At 75.0% G+C, this 17,174-nt stretch carries 3 protein-coding genes; all 3 read left to right on the top strand.

What is annotated here, in order from left to right; all coding sequences use genetic code 11:
* Positions 1-672: 672 nt before the first annotated feature.
* The 3 genes from ACQUSR_RS09995 to ACQUSR_RS09985 all read left to right on the top strand — a co-directional run bounded on the left by ACQUSR_RS09995 (position 673) and on the right by ACQUSR_RS09985 (position 17,139).
* The gene (locus tag ACQUSR_RS09995; RefSeq protein ID WP_431042207.1) at positions 673-1,836 is read left to right on the top strand and encodes a pyridoxal phosphate-dependent aminotransferase; all 1,164 of its coding nucleotides are present in this window, start codon (positions 673-675) and stop codon (positions 1,834-1,836) included.
* A gap of 30 nt (positions 1,837-1,866) precedes the next feature.
* A complete protein-coding gene (locus ACQUSR_RS09990) occupies positions 1,867-3,030 on the top strand; it encodes a cytochrome P450 (RefSeq protein ID WP_431042206.1) in 1,164 nt (387 codons plus the stop codon).
* An 84-nt stretch (positions 3,031-3,114) separates the two neighbouring features.
* A complete protein-coding gene (locus ACQUSR_RS09985; RefSeq protein WP_431042205.1) occupies positions 3,115-17,139 on the top strand; it encodes a type I polyketide synthase in 14,025 nt (4,674 codons plus the stop codon).
* Positions 17,140-17,174: the final 35 nt, after the last annotated feature.

Here is a 17,174-nt window from a genome sequence, read left to right as displayed (position 1 = left end):
CGCGGCCCCCTCGGGAACGGAATCGCCGGGCACCTGATCGGCCCGCCCGTCGCCGCGGTCGTCCTTTCCGCATTCTGGCGAACTGGGACCGTCCCGTTGACAGGACAGCCGTGCCCGGTCCGGCTTTCAGCGGGTGCCTTCCGGTTCACCGTTTCCCGGGCGGAGGGTATGTTCGGGCTCAGCCAGAAAGAGAAACCTCCTCGGTGCGGACCAGCAGGGGTTTTCCGCCGGCTGACCCGGCTTGGGTACGGGGCGTTCGAGGTGAAAGCGGGGGGCTTACGCCATGTTCGAAACCGTGCGGCCGTATCGCGCTTGCGATCGAGGCGGTCGGTATCGATATCGTCGGGACTGAGCTGGTCAGCTCGTCCAGTAATGGAATTCGACCACGTGTGGACCACGGCGATCTGATGGCGAGACCCGCCTTCTACCAGGAATAGCGGACGGGCTCCTTGAGTCACTCGGGTACCCGTCCGTCGCCGATGCGCTCACCGACTACGTGAAACCGGCCGCCAGTTCGCGCCTCCGCGCCACTTCCGCTCCATGCGCCCCGGGGCGTTCCGGAGGGCTCACCCATGCCCGACGGGCGCCGGCGGAGCTCGGCCACGTGGCACCAAGCGACTCGCCCGGCTCGATTAGGGCACTTCGAAGGACCCACCAGCAGGAGGATCGGACATGACGCACTCTCCGGGCCACAGGTCTCCCGTCTCGGCACGGGCGGCACAGTTGTCGGGCACCGGCCTGCTCGAACTGTTCTTGCTGGCGCGCGCCCGCGGCGCCGTCGACCTCGCGGTCGGCACTCCCGGCTACCCGGAGACCTCCGGGGACATGATCGAGGAGGCGGTCCGCGCACTGCGGGACGGGCACAACCAGTACGAGCACCCCGCGGGTCACGCGCCGCTGCGGCAGCGGATCGCCGAGTCGCTCGGCACCCCCACCGACCCCGACACCGAGATCACCATCACCGCGGGGGCCACCGAGGCCCTGTACGTCGCGCTCATGGCGACCGTCGACCCCGGTGACGAGGTCGTCCTCCTCACCCCCGGTTTCGAGCAGTTCACGTCCGCGGTCGGGCTGGTCGGCGCCACCGCGCGGTTCGTCCCCCTGCACGGGCCCGACTGGCGTTACGACCCCGCCGAGCTGGCGGCCGCCTTCGGTCCGAGGACGCGGGCGATCGTCCTGAACACGCCGGGCAACCCGACCGGCCGGGTCCTCACCCGCCAGGAGCTCGACGAGATCGCCGAGTTGTGCGAGCGGTGGAACGTCACGGCCATCTGCGACGAGGTGTACCGCGAGTACGTCTTCGACGGGCGCCGCCACATCTCGGTCGCCGACGTGCCCGGGCTCGCCGAGCGCAGCGTCGTGGTCGGCTCGCTGTCCAAGAGCCACGCGGTCAGCGGCTGGCGCCTGGGGTTCCTGCGGGCCGACCGGACGCGTACGGAGGCGTTCCGGCGCGTACACGAGCTGACCACACTGGGCGCAGCGGTTCCGCTGCAGGTGGCCGCCGGCCGGGCGGCGCTGTCGGTGGACCTGGGGACCGCGGCGGCGGAGATGGGCAAGCGGCGCGATCTGGCGCAGGACATCTTCTCCCGTATGGGGATGAAGTTCGCCCCCGTGGAGGGTGGTTGCTTCCTGTTCGCGGACATCAGCCCGCTCACCGGAGGCCGGCAGGACGGCATGGCGTTCGTCCGCGAACTCCTTGACCGCTCGGGGGTGCTGCTCGTCCCCGGCGCCGACTTCTTCTCCGACCCCGCCCGCGGGGAGCAGTTCGTCCGTGTCGCGTTCAACCGGCAGGCCGAGGTGCTTCGCGAGGCCGAGCGCCGACTTCTGGCCGCCTGACAACCGCCTACCAGGGGAGGGAATACGTCCATGAGTCAGTGCCCCGTCCAACGGTTGGGCCCGCTCCCGGAGTTCATGGAACAGGGACCCGAGGACGTCGTACGGATCGTCACGCCGGCGGGCGACAAGATGTGGCTCGTGCGCGACTACGCGCTGGGGCGCATGGTCCTCGCGGACAAGCGGTTCAGCAGGGCCGACGCGGTCAGGCCGAACGCCCCGCAGTTCACCGACGCCCAGCCCGTACCGGACTCGATGATGAGCATGGACGGCGCGGAGCACGCGCGGCTGCGGCGCATCGTGACCGGGGCGTTCACCAACCGCCGGGTCGCCGCGATGGCCCCGGACATCGAGCGCCTCGCCGACCAGTACCTCGACGCCATCGCCGCGGAAGGGCCCGGCACGGACCTCGTCGAGGGACTCGCGGCCCCGCTGCCGCTCGTCGTCCTGTGCTCGCTGCTCGGCGTCCCGCTGGAGGACAGCGCCCGGTTCCGCGACTGGGTCGAGGTGCTGTTCGACATCTCCGCCAGCTCGCCGCGGGAGAAGGGCCGCCGCCGTCTCGAACTCGCCGACTACATGGCCGACCTGATCGACCGCAAGCGCCGCCGCCCGGGGGACGACCTGCTCTCCTCCCTGATCAAGGCGCACGACCAGGGTGACCTCTCCATGGGAGAGCTGATCACCCTGGGGCTCACCCTGCTGATGGCGGGGTACGAGACCACCGTCGGCCAGATCGGCCTGTCCGTCCTCGTCCTGCTGTCGGACCCCCCGGCGTACGAAGAGCTGGTCCGGCAGCCCGAGGGGGTGGACGCCGCGGTCGAGGAGCTGCTGCGGGTGACTCCCACCACCCCGCTGAGCTTCTCGCGGGTCGCGACGGAGCCGGTGCCGCTCGGCAGCGTCACGATCCAGGCCGGAGAGGGCGTCATGGTCTCGCTGCTGCACGGGAACCGGGACGGCAACGTGTTCGCGGAGCCCGAGCACCTGGCGTCGGACGGCCGCGACGCCGTCCACCTGACCTTCGGCCACGGTCTGCACCGCTGCCTGGGTGCCCCGCTGGCCCGGCTCCAGTTGCAGATCGTCCTGCACCGTCTGCTGCGCCGGTTCCCGACGCTGCGCCTGGCCGCCGTCCCCGAGCCGGTGGTCTGGAAGGACGGCATGGGCACCCGCGGGCTGTCCCGGCTCCTCGTGGAGTGGTAGTCCGCCGCCGGCCGGTCCCGGCCCGTGTCCCGCCCCTGGAAGTAGAGCTCCGAAGAACGCCTCTGATCTGAAGTGAGGAACCGCGTGTCGCCCGTTGAGAACACCCGCAACGATGCAGGTCCCGCCGGGGAGCCCATCGCCGTCATCGGGCTGTCGTGCCGCTTCCCGGGCGCCCGGGACCCGCAGGCGTACTGGCAGTTGCTCGCAGGTGGACGGAACGCCGTGACCGGGATGCCCGCCGCCCGCGCGGAGCTGGTCCCGGGCGCGGAGCGCGACGCGGTCCGCAAGGGCGCCTTCCTCGACGACATCGACCGCTTCGACCCCGGCTTCTTCGGCATCGCGCCGCGCGAGGCCGCGACGATGGACCCGCAGCAGCGGCTGATCCTCGAACTGAGCTGGGAGGCGCTGGAGGAGGCCGGTATCGTCCCGGCCGACCTGCGCGACGGCGACACGGGGGTGTTCCTCGGCGCGGCGGCGGGCGACTACGCCGACCTCGTACACCGGGCGTCCGGTGGCGCCGGCGTGACCCACCACTCCTTCACCGGCCTGGACCGCAGCCTGATCGCCAACCGCGTCAGCTACGTGCTCGGCCTGCGCGGCCCGAGCCTGACCGTGGACGCCGGGCAGGCCGCCTCCCTGGTGGCCGTGCACATGGCATGCCAGAGCCTGCGCAACGGGGAGTCCGAGGTCGCGCTGGCGGGCGGTGTCGAGCTCAACCTCGCGCCCGAGAAGGCCGCCGTGGCCGAGCAGTTCGGCGGGCTCTCCCCGGACGGGCAGTGCTTCACCTTCGACGCCCGCGCCAACGGCTACGTACGCGGCGAGGGCGGAGCCGTCATCGTCCTGAAGACCCTCGCCCGGGCCCTGGCCGACGGCGATCGCGTGCACGCCGTGCTGCGCGGCAGCGCGGTCAACAACGACGGGGGCGGCGCGGGCCTGACCGTGCCGCACGAGGAGGCGCAGCGCGACCTCCTGCGGCGCGCCTACCAGCGGGCCGGGACCGACCCGGCCGACGTCGGCTACGTGGAGCTGCACGGCACCGGGACCCCGGTCGGCGACCCCGTCGAGGCCGCCGCGCTGGGCGCGGTGCTCGGCGCCGCCCGTCCGTCGGACGCGCCGCTGCTCGTCGGTTCGGCCAAGACGAACGTCGGGCACCTGGGAGCCGCGGCGGGCATGGCCGGGCTGCTCAAGGTCCTGCTGTCCCTCACCCACGGCCAGCTCCCGCCGAGCCTCAACTACGCCACTGCCAACCCCCGCATCCCGATGTCCGAGCTGAACCTGCGGGTGCACGACACGCTGGGGGCCTGGCCGCGGCCGGACCAGCCGCTGGCCGGCGTCTCCTCGTTCAGCGTCGGCGGCACGAACTGTCACGTCGTGGTCGCCGCGGCGCCGCAGGACGCGCGGAAGCGGCGGGAGGCGGGGACGGACGGCCGGACCGCCTTCCGTACCGCCACGACTCCGTGGGTCCTCTCCGGGCGCACCGCGACGGCCCTGCGCGCGCAGGCGGAGCGGCTGCTCACGCACCTCGACGACCGCGCGGACGGCGCCGGCACGGTCGCCGACCTCGGCCTCTCCCTGGCCGTGACGCGTACCGCGTTCCGGAACCGGTCGGTCGTGCTGGCCGAGACCCGCGAGGAGTTCACCGCCGAGCTGACCGCGCTGGCCGCCGGACGGCGGACCGCGGGCCAGATCGGCGGGGTGTCCGCGGCGCGTGAGCGCGTCGTGTTCGTCTTCCCCGGGCAGGGCTCCCAGTGGGCGGGCATGACGGCCGACCTGCTGGACAGCTCGGATGTCTTCCGAGCCGCCATCGACGCCTGCGCCCAGGCCCTGGCCCCGTACATCGACTGGTCCCTGGAGGACGTGCTGCGCGCGGCGCCCGGGGCGGCGTCGCTGGACCGCGACGACGTCGTACAGCCGGCGCTGTTCGCGGTCATGGTGGGCCTCACCGACCTGTGGAAGTCCTTCGGCGTCGAGCCCGCGGCGGTGGTCGGGCACAGCAACGGCGAGCTCGCCGCCGCCGTGGTGTCGGGCGCCCTGTCCCTGGACGACGGCGCCCGCGTGGTGGCGCTGTGGAGCAAGGCGCAGGCCCGGCTCGCCGGGCAGGGCGGGATGATCTCGGTTCCGCTGCCGGTGGCGGAGGTCGAGGCGCGCCTCGCGGCCTGGGACGGGAAGCTGACCGTCGCGGCGGTCAACGGGCCGCGGTCGGTGGTGGTCTCCGGCGACCGGGACGCCATCGACACCCTGCTGGAGCAGTTCGCCGCCGAAGAGGTCCGGGCGAAGCGGATTCCCGTGGACGTGGCGGCCCACTCCGCGCACATTGACCCGTTGCTGGAGGAGCTGCTGGAGGAGCTGGCGCCCGTGGCGCCGCGCCCGGCGACCGTGCCCTTCCACTCGACCGTGGCGGGTGAACCGGCGGACGGGCCCCACGTGCTGGACGCCGGGTACTGGGTCCGCAACCTGCGCGGGACCGTCGACTTCGAAGGGGCCGTGCGCGCGCTCGCGGACCACGACGCCTTCATCGAGATCAGCTCCCACCCGGTGCTGACCTACGCCCTCCAGCAGACGCTGGACGACACGGACTCGGACGCGGTCGTGGTCGGTTCGCTGCGCCGCAGGGAGGACGGCCCGCGCCGCTTCCTGACCTCGCTGGCCGAAGCGCACACCAGCGGTGTCGCGGTCGACTGGCGCCCCGCCTTCCCGCACGACGCCTCGGTGGTCGGGCTGCCCACGTACGCGTTCCAGCGCCGCGCCCACTGGCTGGACGGGGCAACGACCGGAGCCGATGACTCCGCGGAGCGGAACGGGACCGACGCGACCGGCACTGTGGCCCAGCCGGCCGCCCCCGACGCCCCGGACGCCGCCGGGGAGCGGGAGCCGTCCGGCCAGGACCGGGAGGAGACGGTCCGCGAGCTCACCGAGCTCGTGCGCGCCGAGATCGCCCTGGTCCTGGGCCACGACACGGACAGCGCCGACGACGAGCTCGACCTCGCGGGCTCGTTCAAGGACCTGGGCTTCGAGTCCGTGACCGCGGTCGAACTGCGCAACCGGCTCGTCGCCGCCACCGGCCTGCGGCTGCCGGCCACGGTGGTCTTCGACCACCCCACCATGGAGCGGCTCGTCGGCCACCTCGCCGACAAGACGCTCGGCACCGAGTCCGCCCCGGTGGCCTCGCGCAGGGCGGCCTCCGCGGCCGCCTCCGAGGAGCCCGTGGCGATCGTCTCCATGGCGTGCCGCTTCCCGGGCGACGTGGCCTCGCCCGAGGACCTGTGGCAGCTCCTGGTCGACGAGCGGGACGTCATCTCCCCCTTCCCCGACAACCGCGGCTGGTCCCTGGACGACCTCTTCGACGGCGGCTCGCAGGGTACGGGCCGCTCCGCCACCCGCGAGGGCGGATTCCTGCACGACGCCGACCAGTTCGACGCCGAGTTCTTCGGCATCAGCCCGCGCGAGGCCCTGGGCATGGACCCGCAGCAGCGGGTGATCATGGAGACCGTGTGGGAGGCCATCGAGCGGGCCGGCCTCGACCCGGCCGCGCTGCACGGCAGCGCCACCGGCGTGTACCTCGGGGCGATCGGGCAGGACTACGGCCCGCGGCTGCACGAGGGGGACGACGCGGTCGCCGGATACCTGCTCACCGGCAACTTCACCAGCGTGCTGTCCGGCCGCGCCGCCTACACCTTCGGCCTGCGGGGCCCGGCCGTCACCGTCGACACCGCGTGCTCCTCCTCGCTGGTGGCCCTGCACATGGCCGCGCAGGCGCTGCGCAACGGCGAGTGCGACCTGGCCCTGGCCGGCGGCGTCACCGTGATGTCCAGCCCCGGCATCTTCGTGGAGTTCAGCCGCCAGGGCGGGCTGTCCTCCGACGGCCGCTGCAAGGCCTTCTCCGACGACGCCGACGGCACCGGCTGGGCCGAGGGCGCGGGCGTCCTGATGCTGGAGCGGCTCTCCGACGCGCGCCGCAACGGCCACGAGGTGCTGGCCGTCATCCGCGGCACGGCGCTCAACCAGGACGGGGCCAGCAACGGACTCTCCGCTCCCAACGGCCCCGCCCAGGAGCAGGTGATCCTGGATGCCCTGGCCGCCGCGGGCCTGACCACCGCCGACGTCGACGCCGTCGAGGCGCACGGCACGGGCACCAGGCTCGGCGACCCCATCGAGGCCCACGCCATCCTCGCCACGTACGGACAGGGCCGGGACGCCGAACGGCCGCTGTACCTGGGGTCGTTGAAGTCCAACATCGGGCACAGCCAGGCCGCCGCCGGCGTGGGCGGCGTGATCAAGATGGTGATGGCGATGCGGCACGGTCTGCTGCCGCGCACCCTCCACGCCGGCACGCCGTCCTCGCACATCGACTGGAGCGCGGGGGAGGTGTCGCTGCTGACCGAGGCGAGGCCGTGGCCCGAAGGCGGCCACCCCCGCCGGGCGGGTGTCTCCTCCTTCGGCGTCAGCGGCACCAACGCCCACGTCGTTCTCGAGCAGGCCCCCGCCGAGCGGCCCGCGGAGCCGCGGGCCGCGGCCGCCGCGCCCGCGGGCGTACCGATGGCGCCCTGGCTGCTCTCCGCGCGCACGGAGGACGCCGTACGCGCGCGGGCCGAGCGCCTGCGGGCCTTCGTGGCCGAGCACCCCGAGCACGAGCTGTCCGACATCGGCCTGTCCCTGGCCTCGGCGCCCGCGACCTTCGCGCACACGGCGGCCGTGGTCGCGCCGGACCGGGACGGGTATCTGAGCGCGCTCGCCGCACTGGCGGCGGGCGAGGACTCCGCCGACGTGGTCCATGGCCCGACCGCCGGGACCGGGGCCGCGGGCAGGACCGCGTTCCTGTTCACCGGGCAGGGCAGCCAGCGCCTGGGCATGGGCCGCGAACTGTACGAGAGCTGCCCGCCGTTCACCGAGGCGTTCGACGCCGCCTGCGCCCACCTGGACAAGCACCTCCCGCGCTCCGTCAAGGACGTGGTCTTCGCAGCCGAGGCGGAAGACACCGACAGCGCCGAGACGGACGGCGCGCCGCTGCACCAGACGATGTACACCCAGGCGGCGCTGTTCGCCGTCGAGGTCGCGCTCTTCCGGCTCCTGGAGCACTGCGGGCTGACCCCCGACTACCTCCTGGGCCACTCGGTCGGCGAACTGGCCGCCGCCCACGTCGCGGGCGTCCTCACCCTGGAGGACGCCTGCACCCTGGTGGCCAACCGGGGACGGCTCATGCAGTCCGCCCCCGCCGGCGGCGCGATGGTCGCCCTCGAAGGCGGTGAGGAAGAGATCCGCGAGGCCCTGGCCGGCCACCCGGGGCTCGCCGTCGCCGGGATCAACGGACCGGCCTCGGTGGTCGTCTCCGGTGACGAGGACGCCGCCCTCGAACTGGCCGCCCTCTGGAAGGAGAAGGGCCGCAGGACCTCCCGCCTGAAGGTCAGCCACGCCTTCCACTCGCCGCACATGGACGGTGTCCTCGACGAGTTCCGCCAGGTGGCGGCGAGCTTGACCTATGCCGCCCCGCGCATCCCCGTCGTCTCCAACCTCACGGGGAAGATCGCCACTGCCGAGGAGCTGGCGTCCCCCGACTACTGGACGCAGCACCTGCGGCAGGCCGTCCGGTTCGCCGACGGCGTCCGCACCCTCGAGGGCGAGAACGTCACCACGTACGTGGAACTGGGCCCCGATCCCGTGCTGTCGGCCATGACGCGTGCCTGCCTCGGCGAGGAGCGCGCCGTGGCGGCGGCGCCGGTCGCCGTGCTGCGCAAGGGCCGCTCCGAGACGCACACCCTCGCGACCGCCCTCGCCACCGCCGCCGTGCGCGGCGCGGCGCTGGACGACGCGCGGCTCTTCCCCGGCGCGCGGCGGATCACCCTGCCCACCTACGCCTTCCAGCGCCGCCGCTACTGGCTCGACACCCCGGTCGCGACCGGCGACGCGACCGGCCTCGGCCTCACCTCCGCCGACCACCCGCTGCTCGGCGGCATGACCACCCTGGCCGACGGCGACGGGCTGCTGCTCACCGGCCGCCTCTCCCGCCGCACCCACCCCTGGCTCGCCGACCACGCGGTCGCCGGTACCGTGCTCCTGCCCGGCGCCGCGATCGTGGAGGTCGCGGTGGCCGCCGGGGACCGGGTCGGCTGTGACCGGCTGCGCGAAGTCGTCCTCGAAGAGCCGCTGACCATCCCCGACGACGGCGGCGTGCGCCTCCAGGTGACGGTCGGCCCCGCCGACGCCTCCGGCGAGCGCCCCGTGGCCGTCCACTCGCGCCGCGAGACGGCCGAGGGCGGGGAGCCGTGGGAGGACGGGCAGTGGACCCGGCACGCCGCGGGCGTCCTCGCCGTCGGCGGCCACCCGGCGCCCGCCGGTCAGGAGGCCTGGCCGCCACCGGGGGCCGCGCCGCTGCCGGCGGACGGTCTCTACGAGCGTCTGACCGACCTCGGCTACGCCTACGGACCGGCCTTCCAAGGCCTCGGCAGCGCCTGGCAGTCGGGCGAGGAGCGGTACGCGGAGGTGTCGCTGCCCGAGCCGCACCACGCCGACGCCGCCGGGTACGGCATCCACCCCGCCCTCCTCGACGCCGCCCTCCACCTCTTCCTGATCGAGGGGCCCGACGGCGCGGTGGGGGCATCTTCTGAGGGAGAGCCCGCGCGGCTCCGCCTGCCGTTCTCCTTCGACGGCGTCACCCTGCACGCCTCGGGCGCCACGGCACTGCGCGTACGGTGGACCCCCGCCGGCCGCGACAGCGCCACGCTGACCGCCACCGACCTCAGCGGCGAACCGGTCCTGTCCATCGACTCCGTGGTGCTGCGGCCGCTCCCCGCCGACCGAGTGGGCGGGCGCCCCACCGCGCACCACGACGGCCTCTACCGCTACGGCTGGAAGCCGGTCCAGGCCGCCGACGCCGCTCCCGCCCCGGCCGACGCCGGCCGGTGGGCCGTACTCGGCGCCGACCCGCTCGGCCTCGCGGCGGCCCTGGCCGCCGCCGGCGTGCCCGTCGACAGCCACCGGGACGCCGACGCCCTGGACGCCGCGCTCGGCGCGGGCGGGCCGGTCCCCGACGTCCTGGCCCTCGCGTCCGTGGCACCCGACGGGCACCGCACCGGCCCGACCGCGGCCCACACCGCCGTCCTGCAAGCCCTCGACGCGGCCCAGCGCTGCCTCGCCGACGAGCGCCTGGCCGCGGCCCGCGTCCTGCTGCTGACGCACGGCGCGGTGGCCGTCGCCCCCGACGAGGAGGTCCGGGACCTGCCGGGCGCCGCGGCACGGGGCATGCTGCGCACCGCGCAGAGCGAACACCCCGGCCGTTTCGCGCTCGTGGACAGCGACGGCGGCGACGGCCACCAGCTGGCCGCGGCGGTCCTCGCCGCGTTCGCCGGCGAGGGGCAACTGGCCCTGCGTGACGGGCAGACGTACGCACCGCACCTGGACCGCGTCCCCGTCGCCGCCGGCTCCCCGGAGCGCACGTCGGCGCAGGAGGACGCTGTCCGGGAGGGCGCCCCCCTGGAGGAAGAGCCGTCCGCTCTCGACCCGGACGGCACCGTGCTGATCACCGGCGGGACCGGCTCCATCGGCCGGCTGCTCGCCCACCACCTGGTCGCCCGGCACGGCGTACGGCACCTGCTCCTCACCAGCCGCCGCGGCAGGGACGCCGAGGGCGCGGACGAACTCGCCGCCGCCCTGGCCGAGTCCGGTGCCCACGTCACCATCGCCGCCTGCGACGTCGGCGACCGCGCCGCCCTCGCCGAACTGCTGGCCACCGTCCCGGCGCGGCACCCGCTGACCGCCGTGATCCACACCGCCGGGGTACTGGCCGACGCCACCGTGGCGAACATCGCCCCCGAGAGCGTGGCCAAGGTGCTGCGCCCGAAGGCGGACGCCGCCTGGCACCTGCACGAGCTCACCGAAGGAGCACCGCTCGCGGCCTTCGTGCTGTTCTCGTCCATCGCGGGCCTCATCGGCAACCCGGGCCAGGGCGGCTACGCCGCGGCCAACGCCTTCCTGGACGCCCTGGCGCAGCACCGCCGCGCCCGCGGGCTGCCCGCCGCCTCCCTGGCCTGGGGGATGTGGGACGCCTCGGACGGCAGCATGGCCGCCCAGCTGAGCGGCGCCGACCTCGCGCGGTGGGCCCGCAACGGTGTCCTGCCGCTCTCCGCCGAACGCGGCATGGAGCTGTTCGACGCGGCACTCACCACGGGAGAGCCGCTGCTCGTACCGGCCGAGTTGGACCTGGCCGTACTGCGCGACCCGGACCGGTCGGCGTCCGCGCCCGCGCTGCTGCGCGGCCTGGTGCGCGCCCCGCGCCGCCGCGCGGCGGCCGCCGCGGCGGGCACCGACGCGTCCTCGTGGGCACGGCGCACGGCCGCACTGCCCGAGGCCGAACGCCGCAGGGCGGTCGCGGACCTGGTCCGCACCACGGTGGCCGCGGTCCTCGGCCTCCCGTCCCCGTCGGCGGTGCCCGACGACGGGGCGTTCAAGGTCCTCGGCATGGACTCGCTGACGGGCCTGGAGCTGCGGAGCCGCCTAGGATCGGCGACCGGTGTCCAGCTGCCGGCCACCGTCGTCTTCGACCACCCCAGCCCGTCCGCCCTCGTCGACCACCTCCTGGCGGAGCTCTCCCGGATGTCCGGGGACGACCCCGCCGAACAGCAGCGCGCCGCCTCCAGCACGGCCACACACGACGACGACCCGATCGTCATCATCGGCATGGCGTGCCGCTACCCGGGCGACACCCGGTCCCCGGAGGACCTGTGGCGCCTGGTCAGCACCGGCACCGACGCGATCGGCCCCTTCCCCGAGAACCGCGGCTGGGACACCGAGGACCTCTACGACCCCGACCCCGACCGGGCCGGGAAGTCGTACAGCCGGCACGGCGGCTTCCTCTACGACGCCGACCGGTTCGACGCCGAGTTCTTCGGCATCAGCCCCCGCGAGGCCATCGGCATGGACCCACAGCAGCGGCTGCTGCTGGAGACCAGCTGGGAGGCCGTGGAGAGCGCGGGCATCGCCCCGACGGCGCTGCGCTCCACCCGCACCGGCGTCTTCTCCGGCGTGATGTACAGCGACTACACGTCGCGGCTCCAGACCACCCCGGAGAGCGTGGAGGCCTACCGCTTCATCGGGAACTCCCCGAGCGTGGTCTCCGGCCGGGTCTCCTACACCCTCGGTCTGCAGGGGCCCGCCATCACGGTCGACACCGCGTGCTCCTCGTCCCTGGTCTCCCTGCACCTGGCCGCGCAGGCGCTGCGCGGCGGCGAGTGCGACTACGCGCTCGCCGGCGGCGTCACGGTCATGTCCGCGCCCCAGACGTTCATCGAGTTCAGCCGGCAGCGCGGGCTCGCCCCGGACGGACGCTGCAAGTCGTTCTCGGACTCGGCGGACGGCACCTCGTGGAGCGAGGGCGTGGGCGTGCTGCTGCTGGCGCGGCTGTCCGACGCGCGCCGCAACGGACACCGGGTGCTGGCCGTCGTCCGCGGCTCCGCCGTCAACCAGGACGGCGCCAGCAACGGCCTCACCGCCCCCAACGGCCCGTCCCAGGAACGCGTGATCCGCAGCGCGCTGGCCGACGCGGGCCTGACCGCCGCCGACGTCGACGCCGTCGAGGCGCACGGCACCGGCACCAAGCTCGGCGACCCGATCGAGGCGCAGGCCCTCATCGCCACCTACGGACAGGGCCGCGACCCCGAGCAGCCGCTCCACCTGGGCTCGTTCAAGTCCAACATCGGACACGCCCAGGCGGCCGCCGGAGTGGGCGGCGTCATCAAGATGGTCATGGCGATGCGCCACGCCACCCTGCCGCGCACCCTCCACATCGACGAGCCCTCCAGCCACGTCGACTGGACCGCGGGCGCCGTCTCCCTGCTCACCGAGGAGACGGCATGGCCCGACCGCGGCCGGCCGCGCCGCGCCGCCGTCTCCTCCTTCGGCATCAGCGGCACCAACGCCCACGTCATCCTCGAACAGCCCACCGAGGCCAAGGCCGAGCCCGCCGCGGCCCCCGCTCCGGCGATACCCGGCCTGCTGCCGTGGCCGGTCTCCGGCCGTGGCGCCGAGGGGCTGCGCGCCCAGGCGGCGCGGCTGCGGCCGCTCGCCGCCGGCACGGACTTCGAGCGCGCGCACGTCGACACCGGCTTCTCCCTGGCCACGACCCGTTCGGCACTCACGGACCGAGCGGTCGTCCTCGGCTCGGGCCCCGAGGAGCTGCGCGCCGGTCTGGACGCGCTGGCCCGCGGGGAGTCGGCGGCGAACGTGGTGACGGGTCAGGCCGGCGGCCCCGGCGGGACCGCCTTCCTCTTCACCGGCCAGGGCGCCCAGCGCCCCGGCATGGGCGGCGAACTGTACGCGGCCCACCCGGCGTTCGCCGAGGCGCTCGACGCCGTCTGCGAACGGATGGACCCGCACCTCGACGTGCCGCTGAAGGACCTGGTCTTCGCCGAGGAGGGGACCGAGCACGCGGCCCTGCTCCACGAGACCCGCTACACCCAGCCCGCCCTGTTCGCCGTGGAGGTCGCCCTCTTCCGGCTCCTGGAGAGCCACGGAGTGCTCCCGGACCACCTCCTCGGCCACTCCGTCGGCGAACTGGCCGCGGCCCATGTGGCGGGCGTCCTCACCCTCGACGACGCCTGCGCGCTGGTGGCGGCCCGCGGACGGCTGATGCAGTCCGCGCCGCAGGGCGGTGCGATGGTGGCGATCGAGGCCACCGAGGCCGAGGTCCTGCCGACCCTGGAAGGCCGGGCGGGGCAGGCCGTCATCGCCGCGGTCAACGGTCCGCAGTCGGTCGTGGTCTCCGGCGACGAACAGGCCGTGCTCGAGGTGGCGTCGCACTGGCGGGACGCCGGACGGCAGACCAAGCGCCTCCGCGTCAGCCACGCCTTCCACTCGCCGCACATGGACGGCATCCTCGACGAGTTCCGCCAGGTGGCGGCCGGGATGGCCTTCAACGCCCCGGCCATCCCGATCGTCTCCGACCTCACCGGACGGCTCGCCACCGCCGAGGAGCTGGCCGACCCGGAGTACTGGGTGCGCCAACTGCGCGAGGCGGTGCGCTTCTTCGACGGCGTGCGCTTCCTCCAGGACAGCGGCACCGCCGCCTACCTCGAACTCGGCCCGGACGGCGCGCTCACCGCCATGGTCCGCACCAGCCTGTCCGACCAGGACGCCGAGGCGCCGGTCGCCGCCGCCCCGCTGCTGCGCCGCGGCCACAGCGAGGCCCGCACCTTCGCCGCGGCGCTGGCCCAGGCGTACGTGCGCGCAGCGGCGGTCGACTGGAGCGGGTTCTTCCCCGGCGGCCGCGCCGTGCCCCTTCCCACGTACGCCTACCAGCGCGAGAGCTACTGGCTGAGCGCACCGGCCGCGCCCGCCCCCGCCCCCGCCACGGACGCGGACGGGCACCCGCTGCTGGACCGCGGCGTCGAACTGGCCGGCGGCCAGGGGTGGCTGTTCACCGGGCGGCTCGATCCGCGCGCCCACCCGTGGCTGAACGAGCACACGGTCATGGGCCGCCCGCTGCTGCCCGGCGCGGCCGTCGCGGAACTCGCGCTGTGCGCCGCCCGGCGCACGGGCGCGGGGCAGGTGGCCGACCTGACCCTGGAACAGCCGCTGTTCCTCGGGGAGCCCGTCGGCGTCCAGCTCATGGTGGGCGCCCCCGGCGACGGCGGCACCCGCCCAGTCACCCTCTACTCCCGGCCCGAGAGCGCGCCCGCGGGGGAGTGGACCCGGCACGCCACCGGCGTACTGGGCACGGACGGACCGGCGGCGGCCGGTGCCCCCGGCGAGCCCGCGGACGCCACCGCCCTGACCGTCTGGCCGCCCCGGGAGGCGACCGCCGTCCCCGTCGACGGCCTCTATCCCCGGCTGGCCGACCGCGGCTACGCGTACGGGCCCGCCTTCCAGGGGCTGCGCGCCGTGTGGCGCGACGGAGCGGACCTGTACGCGGAGGTCGCCCTCCCCGAGGACGCCCGAGCAGACGGCGACGGCTTCCTGTTGCACCCCGCCGCGCTGGACGCCGCGCTGCACGCCCTGCTCACCGGCGGCGGCGACAGCGACGGTGACGACAGCCGGATGCTCGTGCCGTTCGCGTGGAGCGGCCTGACCCTGCGTACGCCCGGCGCCACCGCGCTGCGCGTACGCCTCCGCCGCGGCGAAGGCGACACCTTCTCCCTGCTCGCCGCCGACGACACCGGTACGCCGGTGCTCGGCGCGGACGCCCTCGCGCTGCGCGAGATCCCGGCGGACGCGGCACTCGCGGCCGGCTCGCCCCACAGCGACGCGCTGTTCACGCTGGACTGGGCGGAGCGGGAGACCGCGGGAGCGGCACCGGCGGACCCGTGGGCCGTCGTGGGCCGCGACGGCGACGGCGTGGCGGACGCGGTACGCGCCGTCGGCGTGGCCGTACGCGCCTACCCCGACTTGGACGCTCTGCTCCACGCGGTCGACGACGGCGCGCCGGTGCCCGCCGTCGTCATCGCCACCGAACCCGGTGGGCCCACCGCACCCCAAGGGCCCATCGCACCCGGCGAGCCCACCGCACCCGGTGGCGCCGCCACGCCCGGTGGGTCCACCGAACCCGGTGGGCCCACCGAGGCGGCAACCCGTGCCGGCGACGCGGTCCTGGACCTCGCCCAGCGCTGGCTCGCGGACGAGCGTTTCGGCGGCTCCCGGCTCGCCCTGGTCACGCGGGGCGCCGTCGCGGTCGCCGACGCCGAGCGGCCGGACCTCGCCGGGGCACCGGCGTGGGGCCTGATCCGCTCCGCCCAGTCCGAGCACCCCGGGCGCTTCACGCTGATCGACACCGACGGCCGGCCGGAGTCCGTCCGCGGGCTCGTCCAGGCCGTCGCCTCGGCAGAGCCGCAACTGGCCATCCGGGCCGGGCGGACCTCGGTGCCGACGCTGCGCCGGCACCGGCCCGCCCCGGGCGGCACCGCCCCGTTCGACGAGCACAGCCATGTACTGATCACCGGCGGACTGGGCACGCTGGGCCGCCTGGTGGCCCGGCATCTGGCGGACGAACACGGCGTACGGCGGCTGCTGCTGACCGGTCGCCGCGGCATGCGGACGCCGGGCGCCGAGCAGTTCACCGCCGAGCTGGCGGCCACGGGCGTCCAGGTGACCGTCGCGGCCTGCGACGCCGCCGACCGCGAGGCCCTGGCCGCCGTCCTGGCCTCCGTACCCCAAGCGCATCCGCTGACCGGCGTGGTGCACACGGCCGGGGTGCTGGACGACGCCGTCGTCGAACGGCTCACCCCCGCCCACATGGACCGGGTCCTGCGGCCCAAGGCGCACGCCGCCGTCCACCTCCACGAGCTCACCCGGGACCTGGACCTCTCGGCGTTCGTGCTGTTCTCCTCGTTCGCCGGCATGCTGGGCACCGCGGGCCAGGGCAACTACGCCGCGGCCAACGCCTTCCTGGACGGCCTGGCCCAGGTACGCCGCGCCGAGGGGCGGCCCGCGCTGTCCCTGGCGTGGGGCCTGTGGGCGGGCGAGGGCGCGATGACGGGAGACCTGGGCGAGGCGGACCTGCGCCGCCTGTCCCGCTCCGGTGTCGCGGCCATGACCGCCGAAGAGGGACTGGCGCTGTTCGACCTGAGCGTCGCCGACCCGGCTCCGGTCCTCGCGGCCGCCCGCCTCGACCTGAGCGCGCTGGACGCGGCGACGGCCCCGGCCATCCTGCGCGACCTGGCCCCGGCGCCGCGCGCCGCCGCTGCCGCGCCGCCCAAGGACCTGGCCGCCGAGCTGCGCGCCCGACTGGCCCGGGCACCCCGGCACGAGCACCGCCACCTGCTCCTCGAAGCCGTGCGGGCCGAGGTGGCGGCCGTCCTGGGGCACACCGGCCACGACCGGGTGACGGCCGACCGCCGGTTCCAGGACCTCGGCTTCGACTCGCTGACGGCGGTCGAGCTGCGCAACCGCCTGGCCGCGGCGACCGGCGTCAAGCTGCCGCCCACGCTGGTCTTCGACCACCCGAGCCCGGGGGCGCTGGCGGACCGGCTGCGCGCCGAACTCGCCCCCGAGCCCGAGGAGCACGAGCCGCACGGCACGCCCCAGGACGCCATGGACGGCACTGACCTGCCCGACGGCGACAGCCTTCTGGACACGATGACCACCGACGATCTGGTCCGCCTGGCACTAGGCGACAGCGAGTCCTGACCCAGCCCTAGCAGGGAAGTACGGAGAGAGACACG

Source organism: Streptomyces sp. P1-3 (assembly GCF_050613155.1).
Classification (GTDB): Bacteria; Actinomycetota; Actinomycetes; order Streptomycetales; family Streptomycetaceae; genus Streptomyces.
Note: the sequence above shows the minus strand (reverse complement) of the source record. Positions and strands in the feature narration are given on the sequence as shown.